Source organism: Ancylobacter moscoviensis (genome assembly GCF_007559435.1).
Classification (GTDB): Bacteria; Pseudomonadota; Alphaproteobacteria; order Rhizobiales; family Xanthobacteraceae; genus Ancylobacter; species Ancylobacter moscoviensis.
This window is the reverse complement of the sequence record NZ_VMBP01000006.1, coordinates 195245-222098: the sequence shown is the minus strand read 5'-3', so window position 1 is coordinate 222098 and position 26854 is coordinate 195245. Positions and strand designations below refer to the sequence as shown.

At 66.7% G+C, this 26854-nt stretch carries 23 protein-coding genes and 1 riboswitch; of the genes, 17 read left to right on the top strand and 6 right to left on the bottom strand.

All coding sequences use genetic code 11. The annotated features are described in order from the left end of the window. Positions 1-2 precede the first annotated feature (2 nt). The 6 genes from FO470_RS17520 (at position 3) to FO470_RS17495 (ending at position 5818) form a co-directional block, all read left to right on the top strand. Positions 3-1334: a cytosine deaminase gene (locus tag FO470_RS17520; RefSeq protein WP_144344275.1), complete on the top strand. Its 1332-nt coding sequence runs from the start codon at positions 3-5 to the stop codon at positions 1332-1334. After that, on the top strand, positions 1324-2757 hold the full coding sequence (locus tag FO470_RS17515; protein WP_144344274.1) for an FAD-binding oxidoreductase: 1434 nt from the start codon (positions 1324-1326) through the stop codon (positions 2755-2757). Before FO470_RS17520 ends, FO470_RS17515 begins: the two co-directional genes overlap by 11 nt. Next, on the top strand, positions 2757-3344 hold the full coding sequence (locus tag FO470_RS17510) for an NAD(P)H-dependent oxidoreductase (protein ID WP_144344409.1): 588 nt from the start codon (positions 2757-2759) through the stop codon (positions 3342-3344). The genes FO470_RS17515 and FO470_RS17510 overlap by 1 nt, the downstream gene beginning before the upstream one ends. A gap of 259 nt (positions 3345-3603) precedes the next feature. Beyond that, entirely contained in the window at positions 3604-4017 is a 414-nt protein-coding gene (locus FO470_RS17505; protein ID WP_418655064.1) for a MarR family winged helix-turn-helix transcriptional regulator, read from the top strand. Positions 4018-4089: 72 nt separating this feature from the next. Continuing rightward, positions 4090-5073 (top strand): 2-hydroxyacid dehydrogenase, encoded by a 984-nt coding sequence (locus FO470_RS17500; RefSeq protein ID WP_144344272.1) that lies wholly within the window; start codon positions 4090-4092, stop codon positions 5071-5073. A gap of 10 nt (positions 5074-5083) precedes the next feature. Then, a complete protein-coding gene (locus FO470_RS17495; protein WP_144344271.1) occupies positions 5084-5818 on the top strand; it encodes a protease inhibitor Inh/omp19 family protein in 735 nt (244 codons plus the stop codon). Positions 5819-5826: 8 nt separating this feature from the next. Here FO470_RS17495 and radC read toward each other — a convergent pair whose 3' ends face one another. The 3 genes from radC to FO470_RS17480 form a co-directional block, all read right to left on the bottom strand. Beyond that, entirely contained in the window at positions 5827-6528 is a 702-nt protein-coding gene (radC, locus tag FO470_RS17490) for a RadC family protein (protein WP_246659625.1), read from the bottom strand. A gap of 73 nt (positions 6529-6601) precedes the next feature. Next, complete coding sequence (gene map, locus FO470_RS17485) at positions 6602-7429, bottom strand: type I methionyl aminopeptidase (RefSeq protein WP_186292018.1); 828 nt, start codon at positions 7427-7429, stop codon at positions 6602-6604. Positions 7430-7533: 104 nt separating this feature from the next. Continuing rightward, complete coding sequence (locus tag FO470_RS17480; protein WP_144344268.1) at positions 7534-8706, bottom strand: GNAT family N-acetyltransferase; 1173 nt, start codon at positions 8704-8706, stop codon at positions 7534-7536. 124 nt (positions 8707-8830) lie between these two features. On the opposite strand from FO470_RS17480, the gene FO470_RS17475 reads away from it, so the two are divergent. From FO470_RS17475 to FO470_RS17455, 5 genes are all read left to right on the top strand, one after another. After that, positions 8831-10039 carry a pyridoxal phosphate-dependent aminotransferase gene (locus FO470_RS17475; protein WP_144344267.1) on the top strand — a complete coding sequence of 403 codons (1209 nt, stop codon included), beginning with the start codon at positions 8831-8833 and terminating at the stop codon, positions 10037-10039. A gap of 16 nt (positions 10040-10055) precedes the next feature. Beyond that, positions 10056-10694 (top strand): lysozyme inhibitor LprI family protein, encoded by a 639-nt coding sequence (locus FO470_RS17470; protein WP_144344266.1) that lies wholly within the window; start codon positions 10056-10058, stop codon positions 10692-10694. 121 nt (positions 10695-10815) lie between these two features. Continuing rightward, positions 10816-11577 carry an SDR family NAD(P)-dependent oxidoreductase gene (locus tag FO470_RS17465; protein ID WP_144344265.1) on the top strand — a complete coding sequence of 254 codons (762 nt, stop codon included), beginning with the start codon at positions 10816-10818 and terminating at the stop codon, positions 11575-11577. A gap of 148 nt (positions 11578-11725) precedes the next feature. Continuing rightward, positions 11726-12634: a sugar kinase gene (locus FO470_RS17460; protein WP_144344264.1), complete on the top strand. Its 909-nt coding sequence runs from the start codon at positions 11726-11728 to the stop codon at positions 12632-12634. A 146-nt stretch (positions 12635-12780) separates the two neighbouring features. Beyond that, positions 12781-13668 (top strand): cation diffusion facilitator family transporter, encoded by an 888-nt coding sequence (locus FO470_RS17455; RefSeq protein WP_144344408.1) that lies wholly within the window; start codon positions 12781-12783, stop codon positions 13666-13668. 16 nt (positions 13669-13684) lie between these two features. On the opposite strand, the gene FO470_RS17450 is transcribed toward FO470_RS17455, so the two are convergent. Further along, a complete protein-coding gene (locus FO470_RS17450) occupies positions 13685-14932 on the bottom strand; it encodes a lytic murein transglycosylase (RefSeq protein ID WP_144344263.1) in 1248 nt (415 codons plus the stop codon). A 123-nt stretch (positions 14933-15055) separates the two neighbouring features. Beyond that, a riboswitch (TPP riboswitch) is annotated at positions 15056-15184 on the top strand. 79 nt (positions 15185-15263) lie between these two features. On the opposite strand from FO470_RS17450, the gene thiC reads away from it, so the two are divergent. Both thiC and FO470_RS17440 read left to right on the top strand, forming a co-directional pair. Further along, positions 15264-17093, top strand: a complete 1830-nt coding sequence (thiC, locus tag FO470_RS17445; RefSeq protein ID WP_144344262.1) for a phosphomethylpyrimidine synthase ThiC — start codon at positions 15264-15266, stop codon at positions 17091-17093. 75 nt (positions 17094-17168) lie between these two features. Further along, positions 17169-17627 carry an NUDIX hydrolase gene (locus tag FO470_RS17440; RefSeq protein WP_144344261.1) on the top strand — a complete coding sequence of 153 codons (459 nt, stop codon included), beginning with the start codon at positions 17169-17171 and terminating at the stop codon, positions 17625-17627. Between the two features lie 114 nt (positions 17628-17741). Here the strand turns inward: FO470_RS17440 and oxlT (FO470_RS17435) are convergent, their stop codons facing one another. Together oxlT (FO470_RS17435) and oxlT (FO470_RS17430) are read right to left on the bottom strand one after the other, a co-directional pair. Further along, positions 17742-19073 (bottom strand): oxalate/formate MFS antiporter, encoded by a 1332-nt coding sequence (gene oxlT / locus FO470_RS17435; RefSeq protein ID WP_144344260.1) that lies wholly within the window; start codon positions 19071-19073, stop codon positions 17742-17744. A gap of 664 nt (positions 19074-19737) precedes the next feature. After that, positions 19738-21042 (bottom strand): oxalate/formate MFS antiporter, encoded by a 1305-nt coding sequence (gene oxlT / locus FO470_RS17430; RefSeq protein ID WP_144344259.1) that lies wholly within the window; start codon positions 21040-21042, stop codon positions 19738-19740. Between the two features lie 528 nt (positions 21043-21570). On the opposite strand from oxlT (FO470_RS17430), the gene FO470_RS17425 reads away from it, so the two are divergent. From FO470_RS17425 to frc, 4 genes are all read left to right on the top strand, one after another. After that, the gene (locus FO470_RS17425) at positions 21571-22272 is read left to right on the top strand and encodes a GntR family transcriptional regulator (protein ID WP_144344258.1); all 702 of its coding nucleotides are present in this window, start codon (positions 21571-21573) and stop codon (positions 22270-22272) included. Positions 22273-22943: 671 nt separating this feature from the next. Further along, positions 22944-23669 carry a GntR family transcriptional regulator gene (locus FO470_RS17420; protein ID WP_144344257.1) on the top strand — a complete coding sequence of 242 codons (726 nt, stop codon included), beginning with the start codon at positions 22944-22946 and terminating at the stop codon, positions 23667-23669. 43 nt (positions 23670-23712) lie between these two features. Further along, entirely contained in the window at positions 23713-25452 is a 1740-nt protein-coding gene (gene oxc / locus FO470_RS17415) for an oxalyl-CoA decarboxylase (RefSeq protein WP_144344256.1), read from the top strand. 101 nt (positions 25453-25553) lie between these two features. Next, complete coding sequence (gene frc / locus FO470_RS17410) at positions 25554-26831, top strand: formyl-CoA transferase (protein ID WP_144344255.1); 1278 nt, start codon at positions 25554-25556, stop codon at positions 26829-26831. Positions 26832-26854 lie beyond the last annotated feature (23 nt).

Genomic DNA, 26854 nt, shown 5'->3' with positions numbered 1-26854 from the left:
CCATGCAGGAATTCGATCTCGCCGCTCCCCCCTCCGCCTATGTGCTCGGCCGCGTCCGCGTTCCCGCCTGCCTCGTATCGGACGAAGCAGCCCTCCCCGCTCCGGTCGACGCCGAAGGATTGGTCGAGCTGGATATCGCGGTCGAGGCGGGACGCATCGCCCGTCTCGCACCCGCCGGAACTCTCCTCAATGGCGCCGCGCGGCTCGAGCTCGCCGGCCGGCTGGTCCTTCCCGGCCCTGTCGACGTTCACACTCATCTCGACAAGGGCTTCATCTGGAAGCGCGCGCCGAACCCCGACGGCACCTTCGCCGGCGCCCTTGCCGCCGCCGATGCCGACCGGCGCGCCAACTGGAACGCGCAGGACGTGCGCCGGCGCATGGATTTCGCCCTGCGCTGCGCCTATGCGCACGGCACGGTGGCGATCCGCACCCATCTCGATTCCATCGGCCCGCAGACCGCCATCAGCTGGCCGGTCTTCGCGGAGATGCGCGAGCGCTGGGCGGGGCGCATCGCGCTGCAGGCCGTGTGCCTCACCCCTATCGATCTCGTGCTGGACGACGCCGAATTCCTGCCGCTCGTCGATGCGGTACGCGCCCATGGCGGCGTGCTGGGCGCCGTCACCTACATGTCTGCGGCGCTACCGGCGGGGCTGGAGCGACTGTTCGAGACGGCGGAACGCTACGGTCTCGATCTCGATCTCCACGTCGACGAAAGCGCCGATCCCGGAGCCCGTTCCCTCGCCCTGATCGCCGAGGTCGCCCTGCGCCGAAGCTTTCAGGGTCAAGTGCTTGTCGGCCATTGCTGCTCCCTCGCCCGTCAGGAGACGGCGGAGGCCGACCGCACGCTCGACCGGGTAGCGGAGGCCGGCATCGCCGTCGTTTCGCTACCCACATGCAACCTTTACCTCCAAGACCGCCACCCCTCCCACACCCCGCGCTGGCGGGGGATCACGCTGCTGCACGAGATGAAGGCGCGCAGCATCCCGGTCATGGTCGCGAGCGACAATGCCCGCGATCCCTTCTACGCCTATGGCGACCTCGACCTCGTCGAAGTCTATCGGGAGGCCAGTCGCATCGCCCATCTCGACCATCCGCATGGCGACTGGCCCTCGATTATTGCGCGCGCGCCGGCCATGCATATGGGCATCGAGGCCGGCCTTCTCGGCCCCGGCCGTCCTGCCGACCTCCTGCTCTTTCGTGCCCGCAGCCTCAACGAGGCGCTGTCCCGTCCCCAGCTCGACCGCCGCGTGCTGCGCGAGGGGCGGGCAATCGACACCACGCGGCCCGATTATGCCGAACTGGACGACCTGATGGAGCGCTCCGATGCCATCTGATGCCTACGACATCGTCGCCCTGAAAACCCGGCTGGGCGACATCCGCACCGAGGACAATCCCGCCCTGGTGCGCCAGAAGAGCCGCGACTTCTACTGGTACTCACCGACGCTCAAGCGCCAGCTCGACGGCGTGAATGGCGACATCGTCGCCTTTCCAACCACCGAGGAGGAGGTGCTGCGCGTCCTCGCCGCCTGCGGGGAGCTCGGCGTCCCCGTCACTCCGCGCGGCGCCGGCACCGGCACCGGCAATTACGGTCAGGCCATGCCGCTGGCCGGCGGGCTGGTACTGGACCTCTCCGGCCTCGACAAGGTGCTGGAGATCGCGCCCGGCCGCGTACGCGCCCAGGCCGGCGCCATCCTCGCCGACATCGACGCCGCCTGCCGGCTGTCGGGGCAGGAGCTGCGCCTGCATCCCTCCACCTATCGCACCGCCTCCATCGGCGGCTTCATCGCCGGCGGTTCGGCCGGCGTCGGCTCCATCACCTGGGGCGGTCTGCGCGACCTCGGCAACATCGTTTCCCTGCGTGTCGCCACCATGGAGATGCCCCCGCGCATTCTCGAACTGACGGGCGAAGAGGTGCAGAAGGTCGCGCATGCCTATGGCACCAACGGCATCATCCTGGAAGCTGAGATGCCCCTCGCCGGCGCCTGCGACTGGATCGAGGCCATCGTCGGCTTCGACGATTTCGCTGATGCCACCGCCTATGCCAACGCGCTGGGCGAGCAGGACGCGATCCTCAAGAAGCTGATCTCGGTCATCGCCGCCCCCGTCCCGCAGGACTATTTCCTGCGGCATCGCAAATACCTGCCCGACGGCACGCACGTGGTGCTGGTGATGCTGGCGCCGATCGCCCGTACCGCCTTCGACGACTTCACCGCCTCGCGCGGCGGACAGATGCTCTACCGTTCGGATCTCGTGCCGACGGAGGAGGCCAAGGGCCTGCCGCCGCTCTACGAACTGACCTGGAACCACACGACCCTTCGGGCGCTGCGGGTCGACCCGACGATCACCTATCTGCAGACGCTCTATCCGTTTCCAAACCAGCTGGCCCTCATCGGCCGCATCCATGCCCTGCTCGGCGAGGAAGTGCCGGCGCATCTGGAATTCGTGCGCTTCGACGGCAAGATCACCTGCTTCGGCCTGCCGCTGGTGCGTTTCACCACGGAGGAGCGGCTGGAAGAAATCATAGCGCTTCACGAAGCGGAAGGTATTCCGGTATTCAATCCGCATCGCTACACGCTGGAGGAGGGCGGCATGAAGCAGACTGATGCGGCGCAGCTCGCCTTCAAGCGCGAGGCCGATCCGGCCGGGCTTCTCAATCCCGGCAAGATGATCGCATGGGAGGACCCGGCGTTCGATTTCAGCACGCGGCGGACCTACCTCTTCCCCGGCCTCGAACGCGACGTGACGAGAGAGGCGTGATGCAGGCGCTCGTCGTCTATTGCCATCCCGTCCCTGAAAGCTTCAGCGCGGCCATACGCGACGCGGTGCTGCGCGGCCTCGGGACGGCCGGGCACGAGGTCGACCTGATCGATCTCTACGCGGAAGGCTTCGACCCCACCATGGGCCGGGAAGAACGCCTCGGCTACCACACGCCGGGCACCAACGTACTGCCCATCGCCGCCCATCTCGAACGGGTGAAGCGGGCGGAGGCACTGATCTTCGTGGCCCCGACCTGGTGGTACGGCCCGCCGGCCATGCTGAAGGGCTGGCTCGACCGGGTGCTGGTGCCGCACGAGACCTTCGGCATGCCCGAGCCGATGCGCCCGCTCGAGCGCCGGCTGACCAATATCCGCCTCCTGGCCACCGTCACCACGCTCGGCTCGCCCTGGTACTGGTGGCTATGGATCGGCCAGCCCGGCCGGCGCATCCTGCTCGACGGGGTGGGAGGAATTGTTCACCCCCGCGCCCGCAAGGTATGGCTGGCGCTGCACGGCATGGACTCGGTGAGTGAAGGCCGGCGTGCCGCGTTCCTCGCCCGGGTGGAAGCACGCTTTGCGCGCATATGAACTTGGATCCGGGTGTGAATTCTCGGTCGAAATATAAAAATCTTGCTGTGATTTATCGGAACTTTGACGAAATTGCCAATTGCGGCCATGTTCGTGTCACGGCAAGCCGCTTCTATCGCAACAAATAGTTGTTGCCTTGGCGTTTCGGATCGCGGGGGCACCCATGAAGGACGGCTTCGAAAAGAAAATCGGCCAGAGACTGCAGCATACGGCGCGTCTCCAGCGCGCCCTCGCAGCGCGTCGTCTGCAGGAAATCGGGTTGTTTCCCGGTCAGGAATCGGTGCTCAAGCTGCTCGCCGACACGGATGGGCGCACCATGACCGAACTGGCGGCGGCGCTGAAAGTCCGCCCACCCACCGCATCGAAGACCGTCGGCCGTCTCTCGGCTCAGGGCCTTCTGGTGCGGCGCGCCTCGGAAGGCGACGCCCGCCTCGTGCGAGTCTATCTTACCGATGAGGGGCGCACGCGCGCCGGCGCGATCGACGACATCTGGGATTCGCTCGAAGGGACGATGACGGCCGGCCTCGATGGGAAGGACCGCAAGCGCCTGCGTAAGCTTCTGCGCAAGATGGAGCGCAACCTGTCGACCGAGCTCGGCACCGTCGTCAGCGACACGGCCGAGGACGCTGATGGGGCCGACGAGGCGGAAGGCGCCGAGGAAGAGACGGTCTGACCAAGCGCGCGGGGGCTTGAAACCGCCTCCGCTTTGGTGAGGAATACCGGCCCCTTCGCTCAGGAGTTCCTCATGTCCGCTCGCCCCGACCTTCTCCAGACCGGCCCCATGATGGCGATGATCGAGGCGCAGCTGAACGAGCACTTCACCGTTCACCGCCTCGACGCCCCCGACGCGGAGGCGGTTCTTGCCGAGATCGGCCCGCACATCCGCGCCGCTGCCACCGGCGTCGGCTCGACCGGCGGCGGGGCCCGCCGTGTCACGGACGCGCTGATGGCGCGCCTGCCGGCGCTGGAGATCGTCGCCAACTTCGGGGTCGGCTACGATTCGGTGGACGCCGAGGCGGCCGGGCGACGCGGCATCGTCGTCACGAATACGCCCGGCGTGCTCGACGATGAGGTAGCGGACCTGACCGTCGGCCTCGTTCTCTCCACCATCCGGCAGCTGCCGCAGGCCGAGCGTTATCTGCGGGCCGGCAAGTGGCCCTCGGGGGCTTTCCCGCTCACCGCCACGCTGCGCGACCGCACCATCGGTATCGTCGGCATGGGTCGCATCGGCAAGGCTATCGCCCAGCGCCTCGAAGGCTTCGGCAGACCGATCGCCTATCACAGCCGCCGGCCCGTCGAAGGCGTACCCTACAGGCACTATCCCGACCTGCTCGGGCTGGCGCGCGACGTCGACGTTCTGATCGTCATCGTTCCCGGCGGGCCGGAAACCAATCACATGATCAATGCCGAGGTGCTGGCAGCACTCGGCCCCACCGGGTCGCTGATCAACGTGGCCCGCGGCTCAGTGGTGGACGAGGAGGCGCTGATCAAGGCCCTCCAGCAAGGCACCATCGCCAGCGCCGGCCTCGACGTCTTCGCCAACGAACCGCATGTGCCGGAGGCGCTTATCGCGCTCGACAACGTTGTGCTGCTCCCGCACGTCGCCTCGGCCACCCATCTCACCCGGAATGCCATGGGCCAGCTCGTCGTCGACAACCTGACCGCCTGGTTCTCCGGCCGGCCGCCGCTGACGCCGGTGCCGGAAACGCCCGTCAAGACGCCCGCCTGAGGAGGCACGCATGAGACTGCGGCCGCGTCTCGCCATCCTTGCCGTCGTTCTTGCCGGCCTCCCCCTGTCGGCGCAGGCACAGGAAACGCCCGCACCGGAGCCGGACATCGCCGGGCGCGCGGCGGCGCTGGCCGACAGCTATCAGCTCACCAATGCCGATGGCGACCGCGTGTGCCCCATTGTCCTCACGGACAAGCCCTATGGCCGCAAGGGCGCCGAGCCGGCGCTGTTCGATGTCACCCTCGACAAGGAAGCCTGCGCCTCCAGCATACTGTTCAGCGTCGATGTCGCCGCATGGACGCCGGGACCGGGCGAATCCATCCGCCTCCACGGCGCGACCGGCGGGCTCGTGGCCGAGTTCACCGAGGGCGTCGGCGGCACATGGGAAGCCCTGCGCGAGGGCGACGGCGTGTACTTCCTGGTCAATCCCCGTCTGGCTGATCCAGCCATCCGCCCGGCCGACCTCGTCGGCAACTGGGACCTGGCACAGACTGCCGGGCAGCCAATCTGTCGCGTCGAGCTGACGGACACCAACGCGGGTGAGAACACATTCCGCGCCACGCTCCTGCCGGGCTGCGCGACCGGCATCGTCGCCCTGGCGCCCGATCGCTGGCGGCTCGACGGCAACAATCTGGTGCTTCTGACCGCCAAGGGCGAGGGCCTGCGTTTCGCCCCGCAGGAGGATGGCGGCTGGGAGAAGGTGCCGCCCGATGAAGGCACGCCGCTGCTGCTCACGCGCCCCTGAGCACCGGCTCAGATCAGCCGCAGCCCGCGCAGGCTGGCGTGTCCGTCCTTGCCGACAATGATGTGATCGTGCACCTCGATGCCGAGGGGCTTGGCCACCTCGATGATCGTCCGCGTCATCTGGATGTCGGCGTTCGAAGGCGTCGGGTCGCCGCTCGGATGGTTGTGCACGAGAATGATGGCACTCGCCGCCACCTCCAGCGCCCGCTTGACGACCTCGCGCGGATAGACCGGCGTGTGGTCGACGGTGCCGCGCTGCTGCACCTCGTCCAGAATGAGCTGGTTGCGCTTGTCGAGGAACAGGATGCGGAACTGCTCCTGCTCGGCGAACGCCATGGCGGCGCGGCAATGCGCGAGCACGGCGCTCCATGAGGACAGCACCGGCCGCTCGCGTACCTTGCCGCGCGTGACCCTCTCCACCGCCGCACCGATCAGCTTGAGTTCGGTGACGATGGCATCCCCCACCCCCTTCACCTCGCGCAGACGCCCCGGAGCCGCGGCGACGACCTCAGCAAAGGAGCCGAAGCGGTCGATGAGGCTTTTGGCGAGCGGCTTCACGTCCGCGCGCGGTACGGCACGGAACAGCACCAGTTCCAGCAGTTCATAGTCGGGAAGCGCGTCGGCGCCGGCCTGCCGGAAGCGCTCGCGCAGCCGTTCGCGGTGGCCGATATAGTGGGCCGATGCCTCGGCGAGCCCCGGGGGATCGGTCACGGCAAAGCTGTCAGTCGACAAAGCGTTGCCGTTCCGCCCTGCCCCTTTCCGCGCCATGCGGGCTCCCGCGTGCTCAGGCGTCGCCGAAGATCGGCTTGTGATAGCCCTTGGGCGAGAGCGTGAAGATCTCGCAACCGGTCTCCGTGACACCGACCGTGTGCTCGAACTGGGCGGACAGTGAACGGTCGCGGGTGACCGCGGTCCAACCGTCCGAGAGCACCTTCACATGCGGCCGGCCGAGATTGATCATCGGCTCGATGGTGAAGATCATGCCCGGCAACAGCTCCGGGCCGTCGCCGCGCCGGCCGACATGCACGATGTTCGGCTCGTCGTGGAAGAGCTGGCCCACGCCGTGGCCGCAGAAATCGCGCACCACGCTCATGTGGAACGGCTCGACATATTCCTGGATCACCGCGCCGATGTCGCCGACATGCCTGCCCGGCTTTACCTCGGCAATGCCGCGCATCATCGATTCATAGGTGACGTCGAGCAGCCGCTCGGCGCGGCGCGGAATCTCGCCCACCGGGTACATGCGGCTCGAATCGCCATACCAGCCGTCGACGATCAGCGTGACGTCGACATTGACGATATCGCCCTCGCGCAGCGGCTTCTCGTTGGGAATGCCGTGGCAGACAACATGATTGATCGAGGTACAGGTGGACTTGCGATAGCCGCGATACATCAGCGTCGCCGGCAAGGCGTCGTGGTCCATGGCGAACTCGAACACCAGCCGGTCAATCGCGTCGGTCGTCACACCGGGTGCCACCAGCTCGTGCACGAGATCAAGGGCCTCCGCCGCCAGTTTTCCGGCCTTGCGCATGCCCGCGAAGCCTTCCGGCCCGTGCAACTTGATATGGCCGGTCTTGCGCAGCGGCGCGCCGGCTGCCTCCACGTAACTCATCATCGAACGTCCAGACGAAAACCTGAGCTGAATGTAAGCCATCCGCCGCCGGGTGCAAGAAACCGGCGAGAGCAAGCTGCCGCAATCGGCATCCTGCCGGCGGTTCAGCCCACCGCCTTGGCCATGTGAACCAGCCGCCGGTCGGGCAGTTGCTCGACCCGCTCGATCGCGTAGCCCTTGCGGCGATACCAGTGGATGTTGGCCGAAAGCGGCTCGCCCGTGTAGAGCCGCACGGTGCGCTTTCCAAGGGCACGGGCGCGGACTTCGCCAGCGGTCAGCAGCAGGTTGCCGAAGCCGAAGCCCTGCGCCTTGGGGCAGGTGGCGATGCTGTCGGTGAGCAGATCATCGGCGCGGGCCTGAAGAATCGCCACGCCCGCAATGCCGTCCGCTCCGTCCAGAACCCAGACCTCGCGCTCGCGGAAAACCCGTGCATAGTCCCACAGCAACGGCACCGGCTCGACGCCGAGCAGGATGCGGTTGCGGGCATAGGCGGCCTTCTGCAGCGCCTCGATCTGCGACAGTTCGTCGAGGCGCGCACGGCGCAGCACGCGACCCTCGACCTCCATCTCCCGCGCATTGAGGATGGAGAGCGGCACGATCTGCCGGCCCGCGCCGTCGAAATTCTCCGGCGCCAGCCACGTCTCCATCGCCACCGCGATCTGCGGCCATTCCTCCGCGAGGATGGAAAACCAGGCGGTGTCGCGGTTGCGGCCTTTGACGATCATGTGGTGGCGGAAGGTTCCCTCGAAGCGGAAGCCATAGCGCTCGGCCGCGCGGCGCGACGGGGCATTCAGCGCGTTGCATTTCCATTCATAGCGCCGGTAGCCCAGCGTCTCGAAGGCGTGGCGCGCCATCAGATACATCGCCTCGGTGCCGCCAGGCGTGCGCATCATCGCGGGGGTGTAGAGGATGTTGCCGACCTCGATCACCCGGTTCGCGGTGTCGATGCGCATATAGGTGGCGTGGCCCACCACATGGCCGCTCTTGTCGAGGATGGCGAAGAGCAGCGGGTCGTCGCGCTCCGCCGCCGCTCGATAGGAGGCCTCGAAGGCCGCGAGATCGGCGAAGGGACCGACGCCCAGATAGGCCCAAAGCGCCTCCTTCTCGGGACCGTGCGACGCCTCGTAGAGCGCACGCGCATGCAAATCCGGATCGAACGGGACGATGTCGACATAGCGTCCGGACAGGCGCATCCGCTCGGGCCGCGGCGCCGGCGTCGCGTCAATGACGTCGCCCACGGGCGGCGAACTCTGCTGCATGTTCATGAGTTGGGTCATCCCCCTTGACCGCCCCGACCGTGCCGGGGGCCCCTTGAACCACGCCCCCGTCCCGTGTGACAGGAATGCGAAAGACTGCAAGCGCTTTGTGCGACTTGCGCCGGGAAGCGTTGCGAGGAACAGCATGACGTCAGCCAAGTCCCACTTCCAATTGCACCCGATCGAGGCGTTCAATCGCATCGGGGAGGAAAATGCCTTCGCCGTGCTGGCGCGTGCCGCCGCCCTCGCGGCGCAGGGGCGCGACATCATCAACCTCGGCATCGGCCAGCCCGATTTCTCCACCCCCGCCCACATCGTCGAAGCCGCCATCAGGGCGTTGCGCGACGGCCATCACGGCTACACGCCCTCCATCGGCATCGAGCCTCTGCGCGTGGCGGTGGCGGCCGATGTCCATCGCCGCTTCGGTACCGAAATCGATCCGGGCCGCGTCGTCATCGTGCCGGGCGGCAAGGTGACCATGTTCAGCGCCATCCTGATGCTGGGCGAACCGGGCGCGGAGATTCTCTATCCCGATCCCGGCTTTCCCATCTATCGCTCCATGATCGAGTTCACCGGCGCCACTCCGGTCCCGGTGCCGATCCGCGAGGAGAACGGCTTCGGCTTCTCGGCGGAGGAGGCGCTCGCGCTCATCACGCCCCGCACGCGCCTCGTCATCCTCAACTCGCCCGCCAATCCGACCGGCGGCGTCACGCCGAAGGCCGAGATCGACGCCTTCGTTGCCGGTCTGGAGAAGCACCCGCACGTCGCCATCCTGTCGGACGAGATCTACGACCAGTTCCTGTTCGACGGCGAGCAGCACACCACCCTGCTCGCCTATCCCGAAATCCGCGACCGCCTGATCCTGCTCAACGGCTGGTCCAAGACCTACGCCATGACCGGCTGGCGGCTCGGCTGGGCACTGTGGCCGCCGGGCCTCTTCGAGGCCGCGCGCAAGCTGGCGGTCAACGCCTGGTCCTGCGTCAATGCTCCGGCGCAGTATGGCGCCCTCGCCGCGCTGACCGGCCCGCAGGATTGCGTGGCGGAAATGGTCGCCGAGTTCGACCGGCGCCGGCATCTGGTGGTTGCAGGGCTCAACGCTTTGCCCGGCGTCTCCTGCGCTGTGCCGAAGGGCGCCTTCTACGCTTTCCCGAACATCCGGGGCACCGGATGGACCTCGGCGAAAAAGCTGGCGGCGGCCTTGCTCGATGACGCAGGAGTTGCAACCATAGGCGGACCGGATTTCGGCGTCTTCGGGGAAGGCTATATCCGGCTTTCCTACGCCAATTCGGCCGAGAACATCACCCGCGCGCTCGAGCGCATGGGCGCCTTCCTCAACGAAGCGCGCGCCGCATGAGGAGACCGAGACCGGAATGCCACGTCCTGCCGGCATCGCGAGGGTCGGCGCCGTTTTGCTGGGCACCCTGGGTTCCGCCACGGCGGCCGAACCGCCGACAGGATGCACGCGCGGCGGCTCGGATGCGCGCGCCTATCTCGACTGCCTGAACGCCCGCCAGAAGGCGAGCGAGGAAACCCTTGCCCGCGCCGAAGCCGGCGTGGAGCAGGCCATCGCCGCCCGGCAGGACCTTCCGCCGCCCCAGCGCAATCGCTGGCGGGCCTTGTTCGAGGAGTCCCAGAGCCGCTTCGTGCTCTGGCGCAATTTCGAGTGCCAGAGCATCGCCCCCTTCGAGGGCAGCGAGGCCGAGCGCAGCGTCGGCGGCCGGCTCGGCGGCATCGGCGTTCTCGAACAGCGCATGGTCTGCCTGATCATCCACAATGAGCACCGGGCGAGCGATCTTGCGGACCGCTACGCGCCGCCCGGCGGATGGAAGCAAGCGCCGCCGGTTGCCGGGGAAGCCTCCGCCAGCCCTTCTGCCGCCCAAGGCCAGCCGACCGCGCCGGTCTCGCCCACCGTGAATTCCGTCGGGCCGGACTCCACCTCCCGAAGCAGCGCCACATCCGGCTCTGTAATGCCCGGCGGCACAATGCGCATCATCGAGATGTCGCCCTGAGCCGCGCGCCGGACGTCGCGCCTCTCCTCCAATACCGGGATAATCACACCGGCGGTCTTGTGCTGTGCACACAGAGCGCGGGATCATACCCGTCTCACCCCGCGCACAAGGAAGACAGGATATGGATCTCGGACTGAAGGGACGCCGCGCCATCGTGACCGGCGGCACCAAGGGCATAGGCCTCGCCATCGCCGAGACACTGGCCGCGGAAGGCTGCAACGTCGCGCTCTGCAGCCGCAACGCCGCCGAGGCGGAAGCCACCGCCGCGGCACTCGCTGGGAAGGGCGTGTCCACCCTCGGCGCCAGCGTCGACGTGGCCGACGGCCCGGCGCTCGCCGCCTTCGTCGAGAAAGCGGCCGAGCAATTCGGCGGCCTCGACATCGTGGTGGCCAATGTGAGCGCGCTCGCCATCGGCAGTGACGAGGAGAGCTGGAAGAAGGGCTTCGAGACCGATCTGCTCGGCACGGTCCGGCTGGTGAACGCGGCGCTGCCCTATCTCGAGAAGAGCGACGCCGGTTCCATCGTCACCATTTCCTCGGTCTCCGGCCGCGAGATCGACTTCGCCTCCGGCCCCTACGGCGCCTTCAAGGCCGCGCTCATCCACTACACCCAGGGCCTCGCCTTCACGCTCGCCCCGAAAAAGATCCGTGCCAACTCCGTCTCGCCCGGCAACACCTATTTCAAGGGCGGCGTCTGGAACACCATCCAGGACACCAACCCGACCCTGTTTGCCGAGGCGCTGGCGCTCAATCCGACCGGCCGGATGGCGACGCCGCAGGAAATCGCCAACGCCGCCGTCTTCCTCGCCAGCCCCGCCGCCAGCTTCATCTACGGCACCAATCTCGTCGTTGACGGCGCCCTGACCCGCGGCGTCCAGCTCTGAGCCAATAGCCGCCTCCCGCCCGAGACCGGCGGCGGGCGGCCTCCTCCGGCAGGCCGCGAAACTTGCCCCTCGCGGCGAATAGGGCGAGGGTGGCCGCCGAATCCGGCCGCCGCCCTTGGCGCCGGAGGCTCGGAACGGAGGAAGCACCATGGCCAAGGTAGTCTCGATCGGCGAGGTCATGGTCGAACTCGCGCGCGGCGCGGACGGGCGGTTCGGCCTGTCGCTCGGCGGCGACACCTTCAACACCGCCGTCTATCTCGCCCGCGCCGGCGTCGACACCGCCTATGCGACCGCGCTCGGCGACGACCGCTACTCCGAGGCGATCCTCGCCTCCGCGCAGGGTGAAGGCATCGAGACTGCGCTCATGATGCGCGTGCCCGGACGCACGGCCGGGCTCTACCTGATCGATACCGACGCCAAGGGGGAACGCGCCTTCACCTATTGGCGCGACAACGCGCCGGCGCGCGAGCTGTTCGAGCTGCCCGGCTGGGAAAGCGTGGCCGAGCGGATGATCGAGGCGAGCCTCATCTATCTCTCCGGCATCACCCTTTCCCTCTACTCCAACACCGGGCTCGGACGGCTGTTCGCAACGCTGGAGTTCGCCCGCGAACGCGGCGCGCGCATCGTGTTCGACGGTAATTTCCGCTCGATCAACTGGAAGGGCGATGTCGCCCGCGCCCGTGCCGTCTACGCCCAGGCGCTCAAGCGGGCCTCCATCGCCCTGCCGACCTTCGATGACGAGGTGATGCTGTGGGGCGACGGCTCGCCCGCCGCGACCGCCGAACGCCTCGCGACCTTTGGCGTGCAGGAGATCGTGGTGAAGAACGGCGCGGAGGGGGCGCTGGTCGTTACCGGCGACGCCTCGCAGTTCGTGCCCATTCCGCAGCCGGTCGAACCCGTCGACACCACCGCCGCCGGCGACAGTTTCAATGCCGCCTACCTCGCCGCCCGCCTCGGTGGCGAGGCCCCCGCCGTCGCCGCGGAAGCAGGGCACGCTCTCGCCGGCCGCGTCATTCGCCATCGCGGCGCGATCCTGCCGCGGCAGGCCAACGCCTGACTGTCGATCGACACCATCGCCCGATTGCTTGCGAACGCTTCTGCGAATGACTTGCAAGTCATTGGTCTTGCTTGATTTTCTGTTCCCGACTCTCTAAGCGGTCGGCGCAGGGGCGCTGGGCGCCGGAGCAGGTAGTGGCGGCGCCGATGAACCAGTCCTCGCGGATTGCACTGATCAATGTCGGCATCAGCATCCTCGTGCTGTCGCTGAAATATGTCGCCTATCTGCTCACCGGCAGCATCGCGCTCTACTCCGACGCGCTCGAGAGCATCGTGAACGTCGCCACGGCCGCCACCGCCGTTCTCGCCCTGCGCGTCAGCCACAAGCCGGCCGACGCCGCCCATCCCTACGGCTACGCGAAGGCGGAGTATTTCTCGGCCGTCGTCGTCGGCGTGCTCATTGTCGTCGCGGCGATCTCGATCTTCCGCGAGGTTTATCTCGGCTGGTTCAGCCCGACGCCGCTCGACGCCTCGCTTCCCGGCCTTGCGGTCAATGCCGGTGCGACGGCGATCAATGCGATCTGGTTCGCGGTACTGCTGCGCACGGGCCGGCGGGCGCGCTCACCGGCGCTCATCGCCGATGCCCGCCATCTGCTCACCGACGTCATTTCTTCAGCCGGCGTGCTGGTCGGCGTCGCCATCGCCGCCTTCACCGGTTGGGAGAGGCTCGATCTCATCCTCGCCGGCCTCGTCGCCCTCAACATCCTCTGGTCGGGCTGGAGCGTGCTGAAGGAGAGCATTGACGGGCTGATGGACCACGCCGTGCCGCCCGAGACGCTGGCGCTGATCCGCCGGCGAATCGCGGCGGAGGCGACCGGCGCCATCGAGGCGCACGACCTGCGCACCCGCCAGGCGGGCCGCATGACCTTCGTCGATTTCCACCTCGTCGTGCCCGGCGACATGGCGGTGAGCGAGGCGCACGCCATCTGCGACCGGATCGAGGACGCACTGGAGGCCGAGGTGCCGGACGTGCTCGTCAACATCCATGTCGAGCCGGAAGCCAAGGCCAAGCAGCACGGCATTCCGGTGATCTGACGAAGAGAGATCGCCGTCAGCGTCCCGCCCGCAACGCCGCCAGCAAGTCCGGCGTCGGATAGGAATCGGCCGGCAGGCCGAGACGCATCTGCTCGACCTTGATCGCCTGCCGGGTGGCCGCCCCGGCAATGCCGTCGATGCGCCCGACATGATGGCCGCGGGCATTGAGCAGGCTCTGCAGCTCTTTCACCTGCGCCATCGACAGAACCGGAATCCGGTCGCCCTGCCCGCGATTGAACGGCCCCGCCCCGGCGACGCGCGTGGCGAGATAGGCCGCCGAGGTCGCGTAGACGAGCGAGTTGTTCCACTCGGTGAACACGTCGAAGTTCGGATAGGCGAGGAAAGCCGGCCCGTTGCGCCCCATCGGCAGCAGCAGCGACGCGGTGAGCTGGTCCGCCGGGAGCTGCCCGCCACCGGCCCGCACTACCCCCATCCGCGCCCACTGCGCGCGGGGCAGCTTGGTTGAAAGATCCGCCTGATCCCAGGCGATGTTGGCCGGTACGCGCACCTCTTCCAGCCAGGGCTGGCCGGCCTTCCAGCCGAGAGCGCGAACATAGTTCGCCGCCGAGGCCAAAGCGTCGGGAGCGGAGCGGATGAGGTCGACACGGCCGTCGCCGTCGAAATCGACGCCGTAATTGAAATAATGATCCGGCAGGAACTGGAACTGGCCGAGTTCGCCGGCCCACGGCCCGCGCATGGTCTGGGGCGTCAGGTCGCCGCGATCGATGATCTTGAGCGCCGCGAGCAGCTGGGTGCGGAACATGTCGGCCCGCCGGCAATCCCAGGCAAGCGTCGCCACCGAACGGACGGTGGACTTGTCGCCCATATTGGCGCCGAAATCGGTCTCCAGCCCCCAGAACGCCACCAGCACCGGCCCCGGCACCCCGAAGGTCTGCTCGATCCGGCCGAACAGCGACGGGTTGCGCTGGATCTGCTGGCGCCCCTGCTGGATGCGGTAATTCGCGACCATGCGGTCGGAGAACTGGAAGAAGTTCTGCCCGAACACGCGCTGGCCGCGGTCGGTGGCGACGATGTTCGGATCGTAGCCCACGCCATTGAGCGCCGCCGTCACGGTCCGGGGGGAGACGCCCTGAGCCACCGCCTGCTGCTTGAAGCCCGCGAGCCACTGGTCGAAGCCGGCACCGCTGTTGCCGCAGGCTTGCTGCGCCGACGCGGCGGCAGGCAGCAGAAATGGGCCGGCGACCAGCGCCGCCAGGGCGGCCTTGCGGGTTGCCGTTCGGAGCGGATTCTTCAAGCCGGCCATGTATCCCTCGGATTGCTCGATGCGTCGTTCCCTCACGAATCAGCAATCTACAGGAAATGCGGCAGCGGCGGGGTGACAGCCGCCCGCCCAAATTGACCCGCGCCCGACTTTGGTCGAAGATCGCCGCGTTCCAAGGGGAGCCCCGTTAGGGGGCTGAGAGAGCGCCCGCCATGCCGAGAGGCAGGGCAACGCGCTGACCCTTCGAACCTGATCCGGGTCATGCCGGCGAAGGGATCGGAACCGAATGGCGATAGCGCTCGTGCGCCCAACGTCATCCTTCCCCAACGTCATACACCCGGATCTCCCCAACCTCTGGTTCTGGAGATCCATCATGCCGACCAAAAACCCGAACAATGCCGACGCCATCGGCGTCGCCACCGGGCCGATTCCCGGCTCGCGCCGCATCTATGCCGAATGCCCAGCGCGCGGCTTCCGCGTGCCCTTCCGCGAGATTCTGCTAGCCCCCTCCGCCGGGGAACCGAACCTCGCCGTCTACGACGCCTCCGGCCCCTATACCGACGCGGCCGCCATCATCGACATCGAGGCCGGCCTCGCCCGCCCGCGCGATGAATGGGTGCTCGCGCGCGGCGACGTCGAGGAATATGTCGGCCGCGACGTGAAGCCGGAGGACAACGGCAATGTCGGCGACGACAGGCTCGTCGCGCCCTTCCCGCTCCAGCGCCGGCCCTTGCGTGCGAAAGGCGGGGCTGCCGTCACCCAGATGGCCTATGCCCGCCGGGGCATCGTCACCCCGGAGATGGAATATGTCGCCATCCGCGAGAACGGCCTGCGCGAGCGCGTCCGCGAGATCGTCCGCGACGGCGAGGATTTCGGGGCCGCCATCCCCGACGTGGTGACGCCGGAATTCGTGCGCGACGAGGTGGCGCGCGGGCGTGCCGTCATCCCCGCCAACATCAACCATGGCGAGCTGGAGCCGATGGCCATCGGCCGCAATTTCCTGGTCAAGATCAACGCCAATATCGGCAACTCCGCCGTCACCTCCTCGGTCGCCGACGAGGTGGACAAGATGGTGTGGGCGATCCGCTGGGGCGCCGACACGGTGATGGACCTCTCCACCGGCCGCAACATCCACAACATCCGCGACTGGATCGTGCGCAACGCCCCGGTGCCCATCGGCACCGTGCCGATCTATCAGGCGCTGGAGAAGGTCGGCGGCATCGCCGAGGATCTCACCTGGGAGATCTTCCGCGACACGCTGATCGAGCAGGCCGAGCAGGGCGTCGACTATTTCACCATCCATGCCGGCGTTCGCCTGCCTTTCGTGCCGCTCACCGCGAACCGGGTGACGGGGATCGTCTCGCGCGGCGGCTCGATCATGGCCAAGTGGTGCCTCGCCCATCACCGCGAGAGCTTCCTCTACGAGCATTTCGCCGAGATCTGCGAGATCATGCGCGCCTATGACGTCACCTTCTCGCTCGGCGACGGGCTGCGCCCCGGCTCCATCGCCGACGCCAACGACGCGGCTCAGTTCGCCGAGCTGGAGACGCTGGGCGAGCTGACCCGGATCGCCTGGGCGAATGACTGCCAGGTGATGATCGAAGGCCCTGGCCATGTGCCGATGCACAAGATCAAGGCCAACATGGACAAGCAGCTCGCAACCTGCGGCGAGGCGCCGTTCTACACGTTGGGCCCGCTGACCACCGACATCGCGCCCGGCTACGACCACATCACCTCCGCCATCGGCGCGGCGATGATCGGCTGGTTCGGCACGGCGATGCTCTGCTACGTCACACCGAAGGAGCATCTCGGCCTGCCCAACCGCGACGACGTGAAGACCGGGGTGATCACCTACAAGATCGCCGCCCACGCCGCCGATCTCGCCAAGGGTCATCCGCTGGCGCGGGCCTGGGACGACGCGCTGTCGCGCGCGCGGTTCGAGTTCCGCTGGCAGGACCAGTTCAACCTCGCGCTCGACCCCGACACGGCGACCGCCTTCCATGACGAGACGCTGCCGAAGGAGGCGCACAAGCTGGCGCATTTCTGCTCCATGTGCGGGCCGAAGTTCTGCTCGATGAAGATCAGCCAGGACATTCGCGACGCCGCACGGCAGGCCGAAGCCGAGCAGGGCATGGAACGGATGAGCGAGGCCTTCCGGGCCGGCGGCGGGCAAATCTATCGCGACTCCGCAGCCGCGGAGTAGGTTGTCGCCGAGCAGCCCCGGCCGGGGAAACCGCCCTCCCCGGCCGGCAGCCGACGTTCCGAAGAAAGGCCATCCATGTCGTCGCCCTCTCCCGTCCGTCCCATCCCCGCCGTGCTCGCCGTGGTCGAGCGCGACGGCGCCGTACTGCTGGTCCGCCGGGCCAACCCGCCCGATCAGGGCCTGTGGGGCTTTCCCGGCGGACGCATGGAGATGGGAGAAACACATCTGGAAGCCGCGTTGCGCGAGCTCCATGAAGAAACCGGGATCGAAGCGGACGCACCGCGCCTCATCACCGTGCTCGATTTCATCCAGCACGATTCGGCCGGCGTGCTCGCCCATCATTTCGCGATGATCGCCGTTCTCTGCCGCTGGCGCTCCGGCGAGGCGGTGGCCGCGGACGACGCGCTGGAGGCACGCTGGTTCGATCGCCCGGCTCTGGCCGCGCTCGGCGCGAGGGCCAGCCTGAAGGTCGAGTATCTCGCCGAACTGGCGCTCGCCATGGCGCCGGAGCCGGATTCGACGGCAGGCGCCTGATCCGCTCCACACGCACGAAAAAGGGGCCCCGAAGGGCCCCCAAGTCGAGAAGGTATCCTGTCCGGAAGGCCGCTTGAGCCTTCCGTGCCGGTGGCCGCTTCGGACCGCCGGCGATCAGGCATGCGCCGAGGCGGTCTTCTGCTCCGTCGGCGAGGTCGCCGAATTCGCGACGCCCGAGCGGGCCACGTGGGCCGAGAGCACCCTCGGCAGGAGCGTGATCGCGAGGAACGCCGCGAACAGGTCCATGGCGGCGACGGTATAGAGAACCGACGACCACGTGCCGGTGGCCTCCATCAGCAGGTTGCCGACCGGCACGAACAGCGCGCCGATGCCCTTCGCGCAGTAGAGCACGCCGTAGATCTTGCCGATGTGCTTGGTGCCGAAGGCGTCGCCCGCCAGCGCCGAGAACAGCGAGTAGACCTCGCCCCAGGCCAGGAACACGACGCCCGAGAGGATGAGGAACGCCCACGGATTATGGCCGAAATAGCCGAGCGCGATGATGCCGAGGCCTTCGAGGGTGAAGGCGATCACCATCGTCTTCTCACGGCCGATATGGTCGGAGATCCAGCCAAACAGCGGGCGCGAGATGCCGTTCATGACACGGTCGAGCATCAGCGCGAGCGGCAGGGCGGCCATGGTGAAGAAGTACAGGTCGACCTTGAACTCCTTCACGCCGAGGTCCTGGGCGATGACGCCGAGCTGGGCGACGGCCATCATGCCGCCGGTCACCACGCAGGTGAACATGAGCAGCATCAGCCAGAACAGCTTGGTGTTCAGCGCTTCCTTCAGCGTGTAGTCGCGCCGGCTCTGGCTGAGCTTGTCGGACGCCTTCACTTCGCCGGTCTTCGGCGCGCGCAGGAACCAGGCCGCGAGGAAGGCGAGGCCGCCCTGCAGCAGGCCGAAGAAGAAGAAGGTCTGCTGGAAGCCCGACGTCTCGATCATCGAGGCGATCGGCAGGATGGTGAGGGCCGAGCCCGCGCCGAAGCCGCCCGCCGTGAGGCCGACGGCGAGGCCGCGGCGATCGGGGAACCACTTGAGGGCGTTGTTGATGCAGGTGGCGTAGATGCAGCCCACGCCGATGCCGCCGACGGCCGCGCCGACATAGAAGCCCGTCAGGCTGACGGCCTGCGAGTTGAGAACCCAGGCCGTGCCGATCATCAGCGCGCCGAAGGCGACCATGATGCGGGGACCGAACTTGTCGATGAAGTAGCCTTCAATCGGCGCAAGCCAGGTCTGAACGAGCACGAAGATGGTGAACGCGATCTGGATCGACGCGCGTTCCCAGCCGAAGGTCTGCTGGATTTCCGGAACGAACAGCGTCCAGGCGTACTGGATGTTCGCCGTTGCCACCATACAGACGATGCCGACAATCAGCTGCAGCCAGCGGCGGCTTTCCGAAAAATCCTGTCCCGGCCCGACGGCCGCAATAGTCTTGGACGTACTCAAGGGGCGATCTCCTCTCCCAAATCGATCTTTGCCGCGGATCGGCTTTTTATGGCGGTCGCTCCTTGCCCCTGGCTGGGGGCGGGCGCCGGCTTTTCGTTGATCACGGGCCGCTCTCCCTGCGTCCCGTGACGACCGCTCCTGCGGCGTATGCTTCCCAATAGGCTGTGCGGCTTCCGCTCCCCTGGCGCCCGTACCGGTCGCTTTGATCCATGTCTGACGCAGGGTTGCGGAACCGACCCGCTGAGTAAGGATCATAATCGACAATATTATGTATGCCAATTGGCATTTATGACCCGAGAACCTCTCCGTAAGCATCAAGACGACGTACACTTTCGACTTAACAAACGGACCTGAACTGAAAGATGTCATATCGCTGACATCCCATTCCCCTGCGATAGCTTAAATCCTTTCGGCAGATGACAAACAGGAACCCTGAGGAAGGTAAACTCTGGAACGTCCATAAATAGGAGGCGAACATCCCGAATCCGAGCGCACCTTCTCCATCCACGCACCCAAGGGAGACCCGCCATTACATCAGAAATGCTGGACGACTAAAGTCGCAGATCATTGCGAGTATTCGGTATTTTAATACCTCTCATCGGTAAAAGAAAAAGGGCGCGCCCGAAGACGCGCCCTGAACGGAGCCGGTGAAAGCCCAGGCGGACTATTCGGCGGCGACGGCCTTGGCGGCCCCTGCGGCCTGGGCCGAGCGGCGGCCATGGGCGGCAGCCAGCGGCTTCAGCACCAGCAGCGCCATGACGGCGGCGACGATGTTGAGTACCGCGGCCGAGATGAACACCGCATGCCAGCTCCCCGTCGCGGTGGTCAGGATGCTGGTGAACGGCACGATCAGCGCCGCCGTGCCCTTGGCGGTGTAGAGCAGGCCCGCATTGGTGGTGGCGAACCTCGAGCCGAAGGCGTCGCCGCACATCGCCGGGAACAGCGAGTAGATCTCGCCCCAGGCGAAGAAGACGAGGCCGGTCAGGATCACGAACAGCACCGGGTTGGAGCCGAACACGCTCAGCGCGTAGATGCCGACGCCCTCGATGGCGAAGGCCAAGAACATGGTGTTCTCGCGGCCGATCTGGTCCGACACCCAACCGAAGAACGGACGGGTAAGGCCGTTCAGCACGCGGTCGATCGCGGCGGCGAAGGTGAGCGCCGGCAGGGTGATGCCGATCAGGCTCACCGGCACGTCGGCGATGCCGAAGTCCTTGGCGATGGGGCCGAGCTGGGCGGTCGCCATCAGGCCGCCGGCGGCCATCATGACGAACATCGCGTACATGACCCAGAACAGCGGCGTGGAGAGCATCTCCTTCGGCGAGAAGTCGCGGGCCGACTGGGCGACCTTGGCGACCACGTTCTTGGCGAAGGCCGCGATCTGCTCCTTCTTGGGGGCCATCAGGAAGAGCGCGATCACGGTGATGACGATGCCCTGCCCGACGCCGAAGTAGAAGAACGCCGCCTCGTAGCCCTGGTTCTTGATCATGTTCTGGATCGGGATGACGGTCAGCGCCGAGCCCGCGCCGAAGCCCGCGGCGGTGATGCCGGCGGCCAGGCCGCGACGATCCGGGAACCACTTCAGCGAATTGCCCACGCAGGTGCCATACACGGCGCCCGCGCCGATGCCGCCCAGCGCCGCGCCGATATAGAGCGTGGTGAGCGTGGTCGCGTAGGAGTTCAGCACCCAGGCGAGGCCGCACAGGATACCGCCGAACAGCACCACGACGCGCGGGCCGTACTTGTCGACGAACCAACCCTCGACCGGCACCAGCCAGGTCTCGGTGACGATGAAGATGGAGAACGCCACCTGGATCGCCGCGCGATCCCAGCCATGGGCCTCCTGCATCGGATTCACGAAGAACGTCCAGCCATACTGCATGTTGGCGATCATGCACATGCAGATCACGCCGAACACGAGCTGGAGCCAGCGCGTCCTGTTCAGAGATGACGTTGCGTCAGTTGTCATTGTGTCCTCGAACGTTTCCCAACGTAAAGAGCGCGATTAACTTCTGCTTTTCTTATTGAATGCGCCGTGGCCGCGCCGGATTCGCAGCGGCAGCGACCAGCCATTGCCGGCACCATACTATGATTTTTCAGTTATGCAAAATTTTGCATACCAGAGAAACGGGCTATGTAACAGAAACATGTCTTCCCCAGCGTCACGTTACGATAGGGAATATTTGGCGAATATTACCTAACGTCACGAGCCGATGCCGGAGGAGCGCCAAGCTCCCCGCGGGGTATCCGGACGGGCAGCGAAAGGCGCCGCACCGGCCTTTCCGCGGGCCTCCGGGAACGGTTGCCGCCCAGCCATGGGGCGCATGGACATTCGGTATGTGATATACGATCCTCCTTTGGCCTGTTTCCCGAAGAGAATCGCCAATGATCGGGTGAGCGGGCCCGTAGTCGTCCGGGCGACCGGACGCCTCGCGTCTGTCGCGCGGGGGCAACCAACAAGAACAACAGCCTTGACGAACTGACGAGGAAGCCACCCGTGGAAAGCGCAGACACCCAGACGAGACTGAACATCGCTCCGCTGGCCGCGAATACCAGCCTTCGAACCTTGGCCTACGACGCCATCAAGAAGGCGATTACCGAGATGGACATGTACGGCCAGGAGAGCGAGATCCGTCTCGACGAGCGCCAGCTCTCGCACGACCTCGGCGTCAGCCGCACGCCCATCCGCGAGGCCCTGACCGTCCTCGAACAGGAAGGCTTCGTGCGCTCGGTGCCGCGCCGAGGCATCTTCGTGGTGCGCAAGTCCAAGCGCGAGATCATCGATATGATCATCGTCTGGGCGGCGCTGGAGAGCATGGCCGCCCGCCTCGCCGCCTCCCGCGCGAGTGACCGCGACCTCGCCGAGCTGCGCGACATGTTCCACGACTTCGAGGAAGAAGCGCCGTCCGAGCACATGAACGAGTACTCGAACGCCAACATCCGCTTCCACCAGACGATCATCCGGCTGGGCGGCTGCGAGATGATCGCCGAAATGACGGCCAATCTCTTCATTCATATCCGCGGTATCCGCGCCGTGTCGGTCCGCCAGGAGAACCGCTCCCAGCGCTCGCTGCAGGAGCACCGCGCGATCATCGCCGCACTCGTCGCGCGCGACGCCGACCTTGCCGAGCGCCTGGTGCGCGAGCACACGCTGGGCCTCGCCGCCCATGTGGAGAAGCACGGCAGGTTTCCGTCCTGAGGTTTCGAGCCCCGGTACAGTGCCGTGCCGCCGTTCGGCGGCCGCAAGAATCTGCCCGGCGCCGCCTCGACGGCATCAGACGAAGCGCCGCCTCGCCCAACGGGGCTCTGCAACCGATCCTCGGGCGCTTCCGGGCGAATCGGGGGCACCGTCGCTCCCGAGCCGTCACGAGAATCCGGGCCTCGGTAGGCTGGATCACTCCCGCCGCCCATGACAACCCGCCGCCCATCACAGCCCGCCACCCGGACCGCTCGTCACCGGAACCGGCAGGCGCACACGTCCAGCCCGTTTTCGCCCCACCTTCGGCCCTTCCCGCCGAACGTCGACGGAGCGCCAGCCCGCCCTCTCCGGCAGCATAAACCGCCACGCCGGCACTGTTCCGTCGCGCCGCGCCCGCCCTGTCAGGCGAGCCGCGCCCGAACTTTTGCTCACAGGCCGCCGCTATCTGTTCAGTTGGTCTCGCCAATCCGCTTTCGTCTGTGGTATATTGCATACGTAAGTTCGGCGAACAGCTCGCAAAGCCTTCAGGAGAGAGGCGCGGCGCCGACAGTGACGAAAGGGAATGAGGAGCGCCGTGGCCCCGGGATCGGGGACATCCGAATTGACATGTTGGTATTTGGTATGCCAATTTTTCGGAAATCCCCGGCGGATTTTCCGCAGAGGACACTTCCGTGAGCAGCAAGGCAGTTGTGAGCAAGCGCTGGCAAAGCGGTGACAATGGCCTGACCATCGAACGCCTGCCGGCCAAGGAGAGCTTCAAGAGCAAGGCCTACGCCGCTCTCAAGGAAGCCATTACCCACATGAATATCTACGGCTCGAGCGAGCCGTTGCTGCTCGACGAGCGGGACATTTCGGAGCGTCTCGGCGCAAGCCGGACGCCCATCCGCGAGGCGGTTGCGATGCTGGAGCAGGAAGGCCTGCTCCGCGCCGTACCCCGGCGGGGCATTATGGTGGTACGCCGTTCGAAGGCCGAGATCATCGAGATGATCGAGGCCTGGGCGGCGCTGGAAAGCATGGCGGCCCGCCTCGCCACGCAGCGCGCAAGCGACGAGGCGATCGCCGGGCTGAGGACTTTGTTCAAGGAGTTCGATCTCACCCGGATCGAGCGCGACCGGTGCGACGAGTATTCGACGGCGAATATCGCGTTTCACCAGGCGTTGATCCGGTTGAGCGGCTCCAGGCTGCTCGCAGCGATGACGGAAAACCTGTTCTTCCACGTACGGGCCATCCGCCATCGCACGATCTTCGAAATGGACCGGGCGCAGCGTTCGGCGTCCGACCATAAGGAGATCATCCTTGCTCTCGAGGCGCGGGACGCGGACCGCGCCGAGCGTCTGGTGCGAGACCATACGCTCCGGCTCGCGCGGCACGTCGAGAGCCACGTAGACCTAGATTAAGGCGGCAGAACCCGCCGAAGGACGTTTTGGGAGGGAATACGGGATGTCCGCAGTCGCACAGGTAATTGACGTAAACGCGGCCGTTGAAGCCGAGCAGGAGCTCACCGACGGCTTCCACCTCGTCATCGATGCGCTGAAACTCAACGGTATCGAGACCATCTACGGCGTGCCGGGGATTCCGATCACGGATCTCGGCCGCATGGCGCAGGCCGAAGGCATCCGCGTCGTGTCGTTCCGCCACGAGCAGAACGCCGGCAACGCCGCCGCCATCGCGGGCTTCCTCACGAAGAAGCCGGGCGTGTGCCTCACCGTTTCCGCGCCGGGCTTCCTCAACGGCCTGACGGCGCTGGCCAACGCCACCACCAACTGTTTCCCGATGATCCTCATCTCGGGCTCCTCGGAGCGTGAGATCGTCGACCTGCAGCAGGGCGACTATGAGGAGATGGACCAGCTCGCCATCGCCAAGCCGCTCTGCAAGGCGGCCTTCCGCGTGCTGCACGCGGCCGATATCGGCATCGGCGTCGCCCGCGCCATCCGCGCGGCCGTGTCCGGCCGTCCCGGCGGCGTCTATCTCGACCTGCCGGCCAAGCTGTTCTCCCAGGTGATGGACGCGGCCGAAGGCGAGAAGTCGCTGGTCAAGGTCATCGACGCCGCCCCCGAGCAGCTCCCGTCCCCGGCCGCGATCAAGCGCGCCCTCGACGTGCTGAAGTCGGCCAAGAAGCCGCTCATCATCCTCGGCAAGGGCGCGGCCTACGCGCAGGCCGACGAGGAGATCCGCTCCCTCATCGAGACCTCCGGCATTCCGTTCCTGCCGATGTCGATGGCCAAGGGCATCCTGCCCGACACCCATCCGCTCTCGGCCGGCGCCGCCCGCTCGACGGTGCTGAAGGATTCGGACGTCGTCCTGCTGATCGGCGCGCGCCTCAACTGGCTGCTGTCGCACGGCAAGGGCAAAACCTGGGGCGACGCCCCGAAGAAGTTCATCCAGGTCGACATCGAGCCAAAGGAGATGGACTCCAACGTCGAGATCGCCGCGCCGCTGGTCGGCGACATCGGTTCGGTCGTCGCGGCCCTGAACCAGGGCATCAAGTCCGGCTGGCAGGCTCCCCCGTCCGAGTGGACCGAGGCGATCAACGCCCGCAAGGAAGTCAACATCTCGAAGATGACCCAGCGCCTGCTCAAGAACTCCTCGCCGATGGACTTCCATTCGGCGCTCGGCGCTCTCAAGCAGGTCATCAAGGAGCGTCCGGACGCGATCCTCGTCAACGAGGGCGCCAATACGCTCGACCTCGCCCGCGGCGTCATCGACATGTACCAGCCGCGCAAGCGCCTGGACGTCGGCACCTGGGGCGTGATGGGCATCGGCATGGGCTTCGCCGTCGGCGCGGCTGTCGAGACCGGCAAGCCGGTGCTGGCGGTCGAGGGCGACTCGGCCTTCGGCTTCTCCGGCATGGAGGTCGAGACGATCTGCCGCTACAACCTGCCGGTCACGGTCGTCATCTTCAACAATAACGGCATCTATCGCGGCACCGACACCGACCCGACCGGCCGCGATCCCGGCACCACCGTGTTCGTCCCGGACAGCCGTTACGACAAGATGATGGAAGCCTTCGGCGGCGTTGGCTACCACGTCACGACCCCGGACGAGCTCAAGCGCGCCGTGGACGAGGCGATGGACAGCGGCAAGCCCACCCTCATCAACGCTGTGATCGATCCGGCGGCCGGCAGCGAGAGCGGCAATATCGGCAGCCTCAACCCGCAGAGCGTTGTGAAGAAGAAGTAAGTCGAGCCGAGACGGGCGGGGTTTCCCCACCCCGCCCGTCTCTTTCCGTATCAACGATATAACGGCGTAAAAACGCCGAGCTTAACCTCGAGAGGAACCCCATGGGAAAGGCTTTGGACGGCGTTCGCGTCCTCGATTTCACCCATGTTCAGTCCGGCCCCACCTGCACGCAGCTTCTGGCGTGGTTCGGTGCCGACGTGATCAAGGTAGAGCGTCCCGGCGAGGGCGACGTCACCCGCGGCCAGCTGCGCGACGTCCCCAATGCGGACAGCCTCTACTTCACCATGCTGAACTCCAACAAGCGCTCCATCACGCTCGACACCAAGAACCCCGAGGGCAAGAAGGTCCTCGAGGAGCTGGTGAAGATCTGCGACGTGATGGTGGAGAATTTCGCTCCCGGCGCGCTGGACCGCATGGGCTTCACCTGGGAACGCATCCAGGAGCTGAATCCGCGCATCATCCTCGCCTCGGTGAAGGGCTTCGGCCCCGGCCCGTTCGAGGACTGCAAGGTCTATGAGAACGTCGCCCAGTGCACCGGCGGCTCGGCCTCGACCACCGGCTTCCGCGACGGCCTTCCTCTCGTCACCGCCGCGCAGATCGGCGATTCCGGCACCGGCCTGCATCTGGCGCTCGGCATCGTCACCGCGCTCTACCAGCGCACGCTCACCGGCCGCGGCCAGAAGGTGCTCTGCGCCATGCAGGACGCGGTGCTGAACTTCTGCCGCGTGAAGATGCGCGACCAGCAGCGCCTCGATCGCGGCCCGCTGCGCGAGTACAGCCAGTTCGGTGAAGGCCTGCCCTTCGGCGACACGGTTCCGCGCGCCGGCAACGATTCCGGCGGCGGCCAGCCGGGCCGCATCCTGAAGTGCAAGGGCTGGGAGACCGATCCCAACGCCTACATCTACTTCATCACGCAGGCACCGGTCTGGGCCAAGATCTGCGACGTGATCGGCGAGCCCGAGTGGAAGACCGATCCGAACTACGCCACGCCGGCGGCGCGCCTGCCGCACCTCAACGAGATCTTCACCCGCATCGAGGCGTGGACCATGGCCCACACCAAGTTCGAGGCGATGGAGATCCTCAACGGTCTCGACATTCCCTGCGGTCCGGTGCTCTCCATGAAGGAGATCGCCGCCGACGAGTCGCTCTATGCGACCGGCACGCTGGTCGAGCTCGATCACCCGACGCGCGGCAAGTACCTGACCGTCGGCAACCCCATCAAGCTCTCCGACAACGACGTCGAGGTTGAGCGCTCGCCGCTGCTGGGCGAGCACACCGAGGAGATCCTCGCCGAGGTGCTCGGTCTGGGCGGCGACGAAATCGAGCGCATCAAGACCTCGGGCGCCGTCGGCGAGACGGTCCGCCTCGCGGCCGAGTGATGGCAAAGCATCCGCCCTTCGCG

Bases quoted from the DNA above. Each gene is read 5' to 3' on its own strand.
- FO470_RS17520 (WP_144344275.1), top strand. From the start codon at position 3: ATGCAGGAATTCGATCTCGCCGCTCCCCCCTCCGCCTATGTGCTCGGC.
- FO470_RS17515 (WP_144344274.1), top strand. From the start codon at position 1,324: ATGCCATCTGATGCCTACGACATCGTCGCCCTGAAAACCCGGCTGGGC.
- FO470_RS17510 (WP_144344409.1), top strand. From the start codon at position 2,757: ATGCAGGCGCTCGTCGTCTATTGCCATCCCGTCCCTGAAAGCTTCAGC.
- FO470_RS17500 (WP_144344272.1), top strand. From the start codon at position 4,090: ATGTCCGCTCGCCCCGACCTTCTCCAGACCGGCCCCATGATGGCGATG.
- FO470_RS17495 (WP_144344271.1), top strand. From the start codon at position 5,084: ATGAGACTGCGGCCGCGTCTCGCCATCCTTGCCGTCGTTCTTGCCGGC.
- map (WP_186292018.1), bottom strand. From the start codon at position 7,429: ATGAGTTACGTGGAGGCAGCCGGCGCGCCGCTGCGCAAGACCGGCCAT.
- FO470_RS17480 (WP_144344268.1), bottom strand. From the start codon at position 8,706: ATGACCCAACTCATGAACATGCAGCAGAGTTCGCCGCCCGTGGGCGAC.
- FO470_RS17475 (WP_144344267.1), top strand. From the start codon at position 8,831: ATGACGTCAGCCAAGTCCCACTTCCAATTGCACCCGATCGAGGCGTTC.
- FO470_RS17470 (WP_144344266.1), top strand. From the start codon at position 10,056: ATGCCACGTCCTGCCGGCATCGCGAGGGTCGGCGCCGTTTTGCTGGGC.
- FO470_RS17465 (WP_144344265.1), top strand. From the start codon at position 10,816: ATGGATCTCGGACTGAAGGGACGCCGCGCCATCGTGACCGGCGGCACC.
- FO470_RS17460 (WP_144344264.1), top strand. From the start codon at position 11,726: ATGGCCAAGGTAGTCTCGATCGGCGAGGTCATGGTCGAACTCGCGCGC.
- FO470_RS17455 (WP_144344408.1), top strand. From the start codon at position 12,781: ATGAACCAGTCCTCGCGGATTGCACTGATCAATGTCGGCATCAGCATC.
- FO470_RS17450 (WP_144344263.1), bottom strand. From the start codon at position 14,932: ATGGCCGGCTTGAAGAATCCGCTCCGAACGGCAACCCGCAAGGCCGCC.
- thiC (WP_144344262.1), top strand. From the start codon at position 15,264: ATGCCGACCAAAAACCCGAACAATGCCGACGCCATCGGCGTCGCCACC.
- FO470_RS17440 (WP_144344261.1), top strand. From the start codon at position 17,169: ATGTCGTCGCCCTCTCCCGTCCGTCCCATCCCCGCCGTGCTCGCCGTG.
- oxlT (WP_144344259.1), bottom strand. From the start codon at position 21,042: ATGACAACTGACGCAACGTCATCTCTGAACAGGACGCGCTGGCTCCAG.
- oxc (WP_144344256.1), top strand. From the start codon at position 23,713: ATGTCCGCAGTCGCACAGGTAATTGACGTAAACGCGGCCGTTGAAGCC.
- frc (WP_144344255.1), top strand. From the start codon at position 25,554: ATGGGAAAGGCTTTGGACGGCGTTCGCGTCCTCGATTTCACCCATGTT.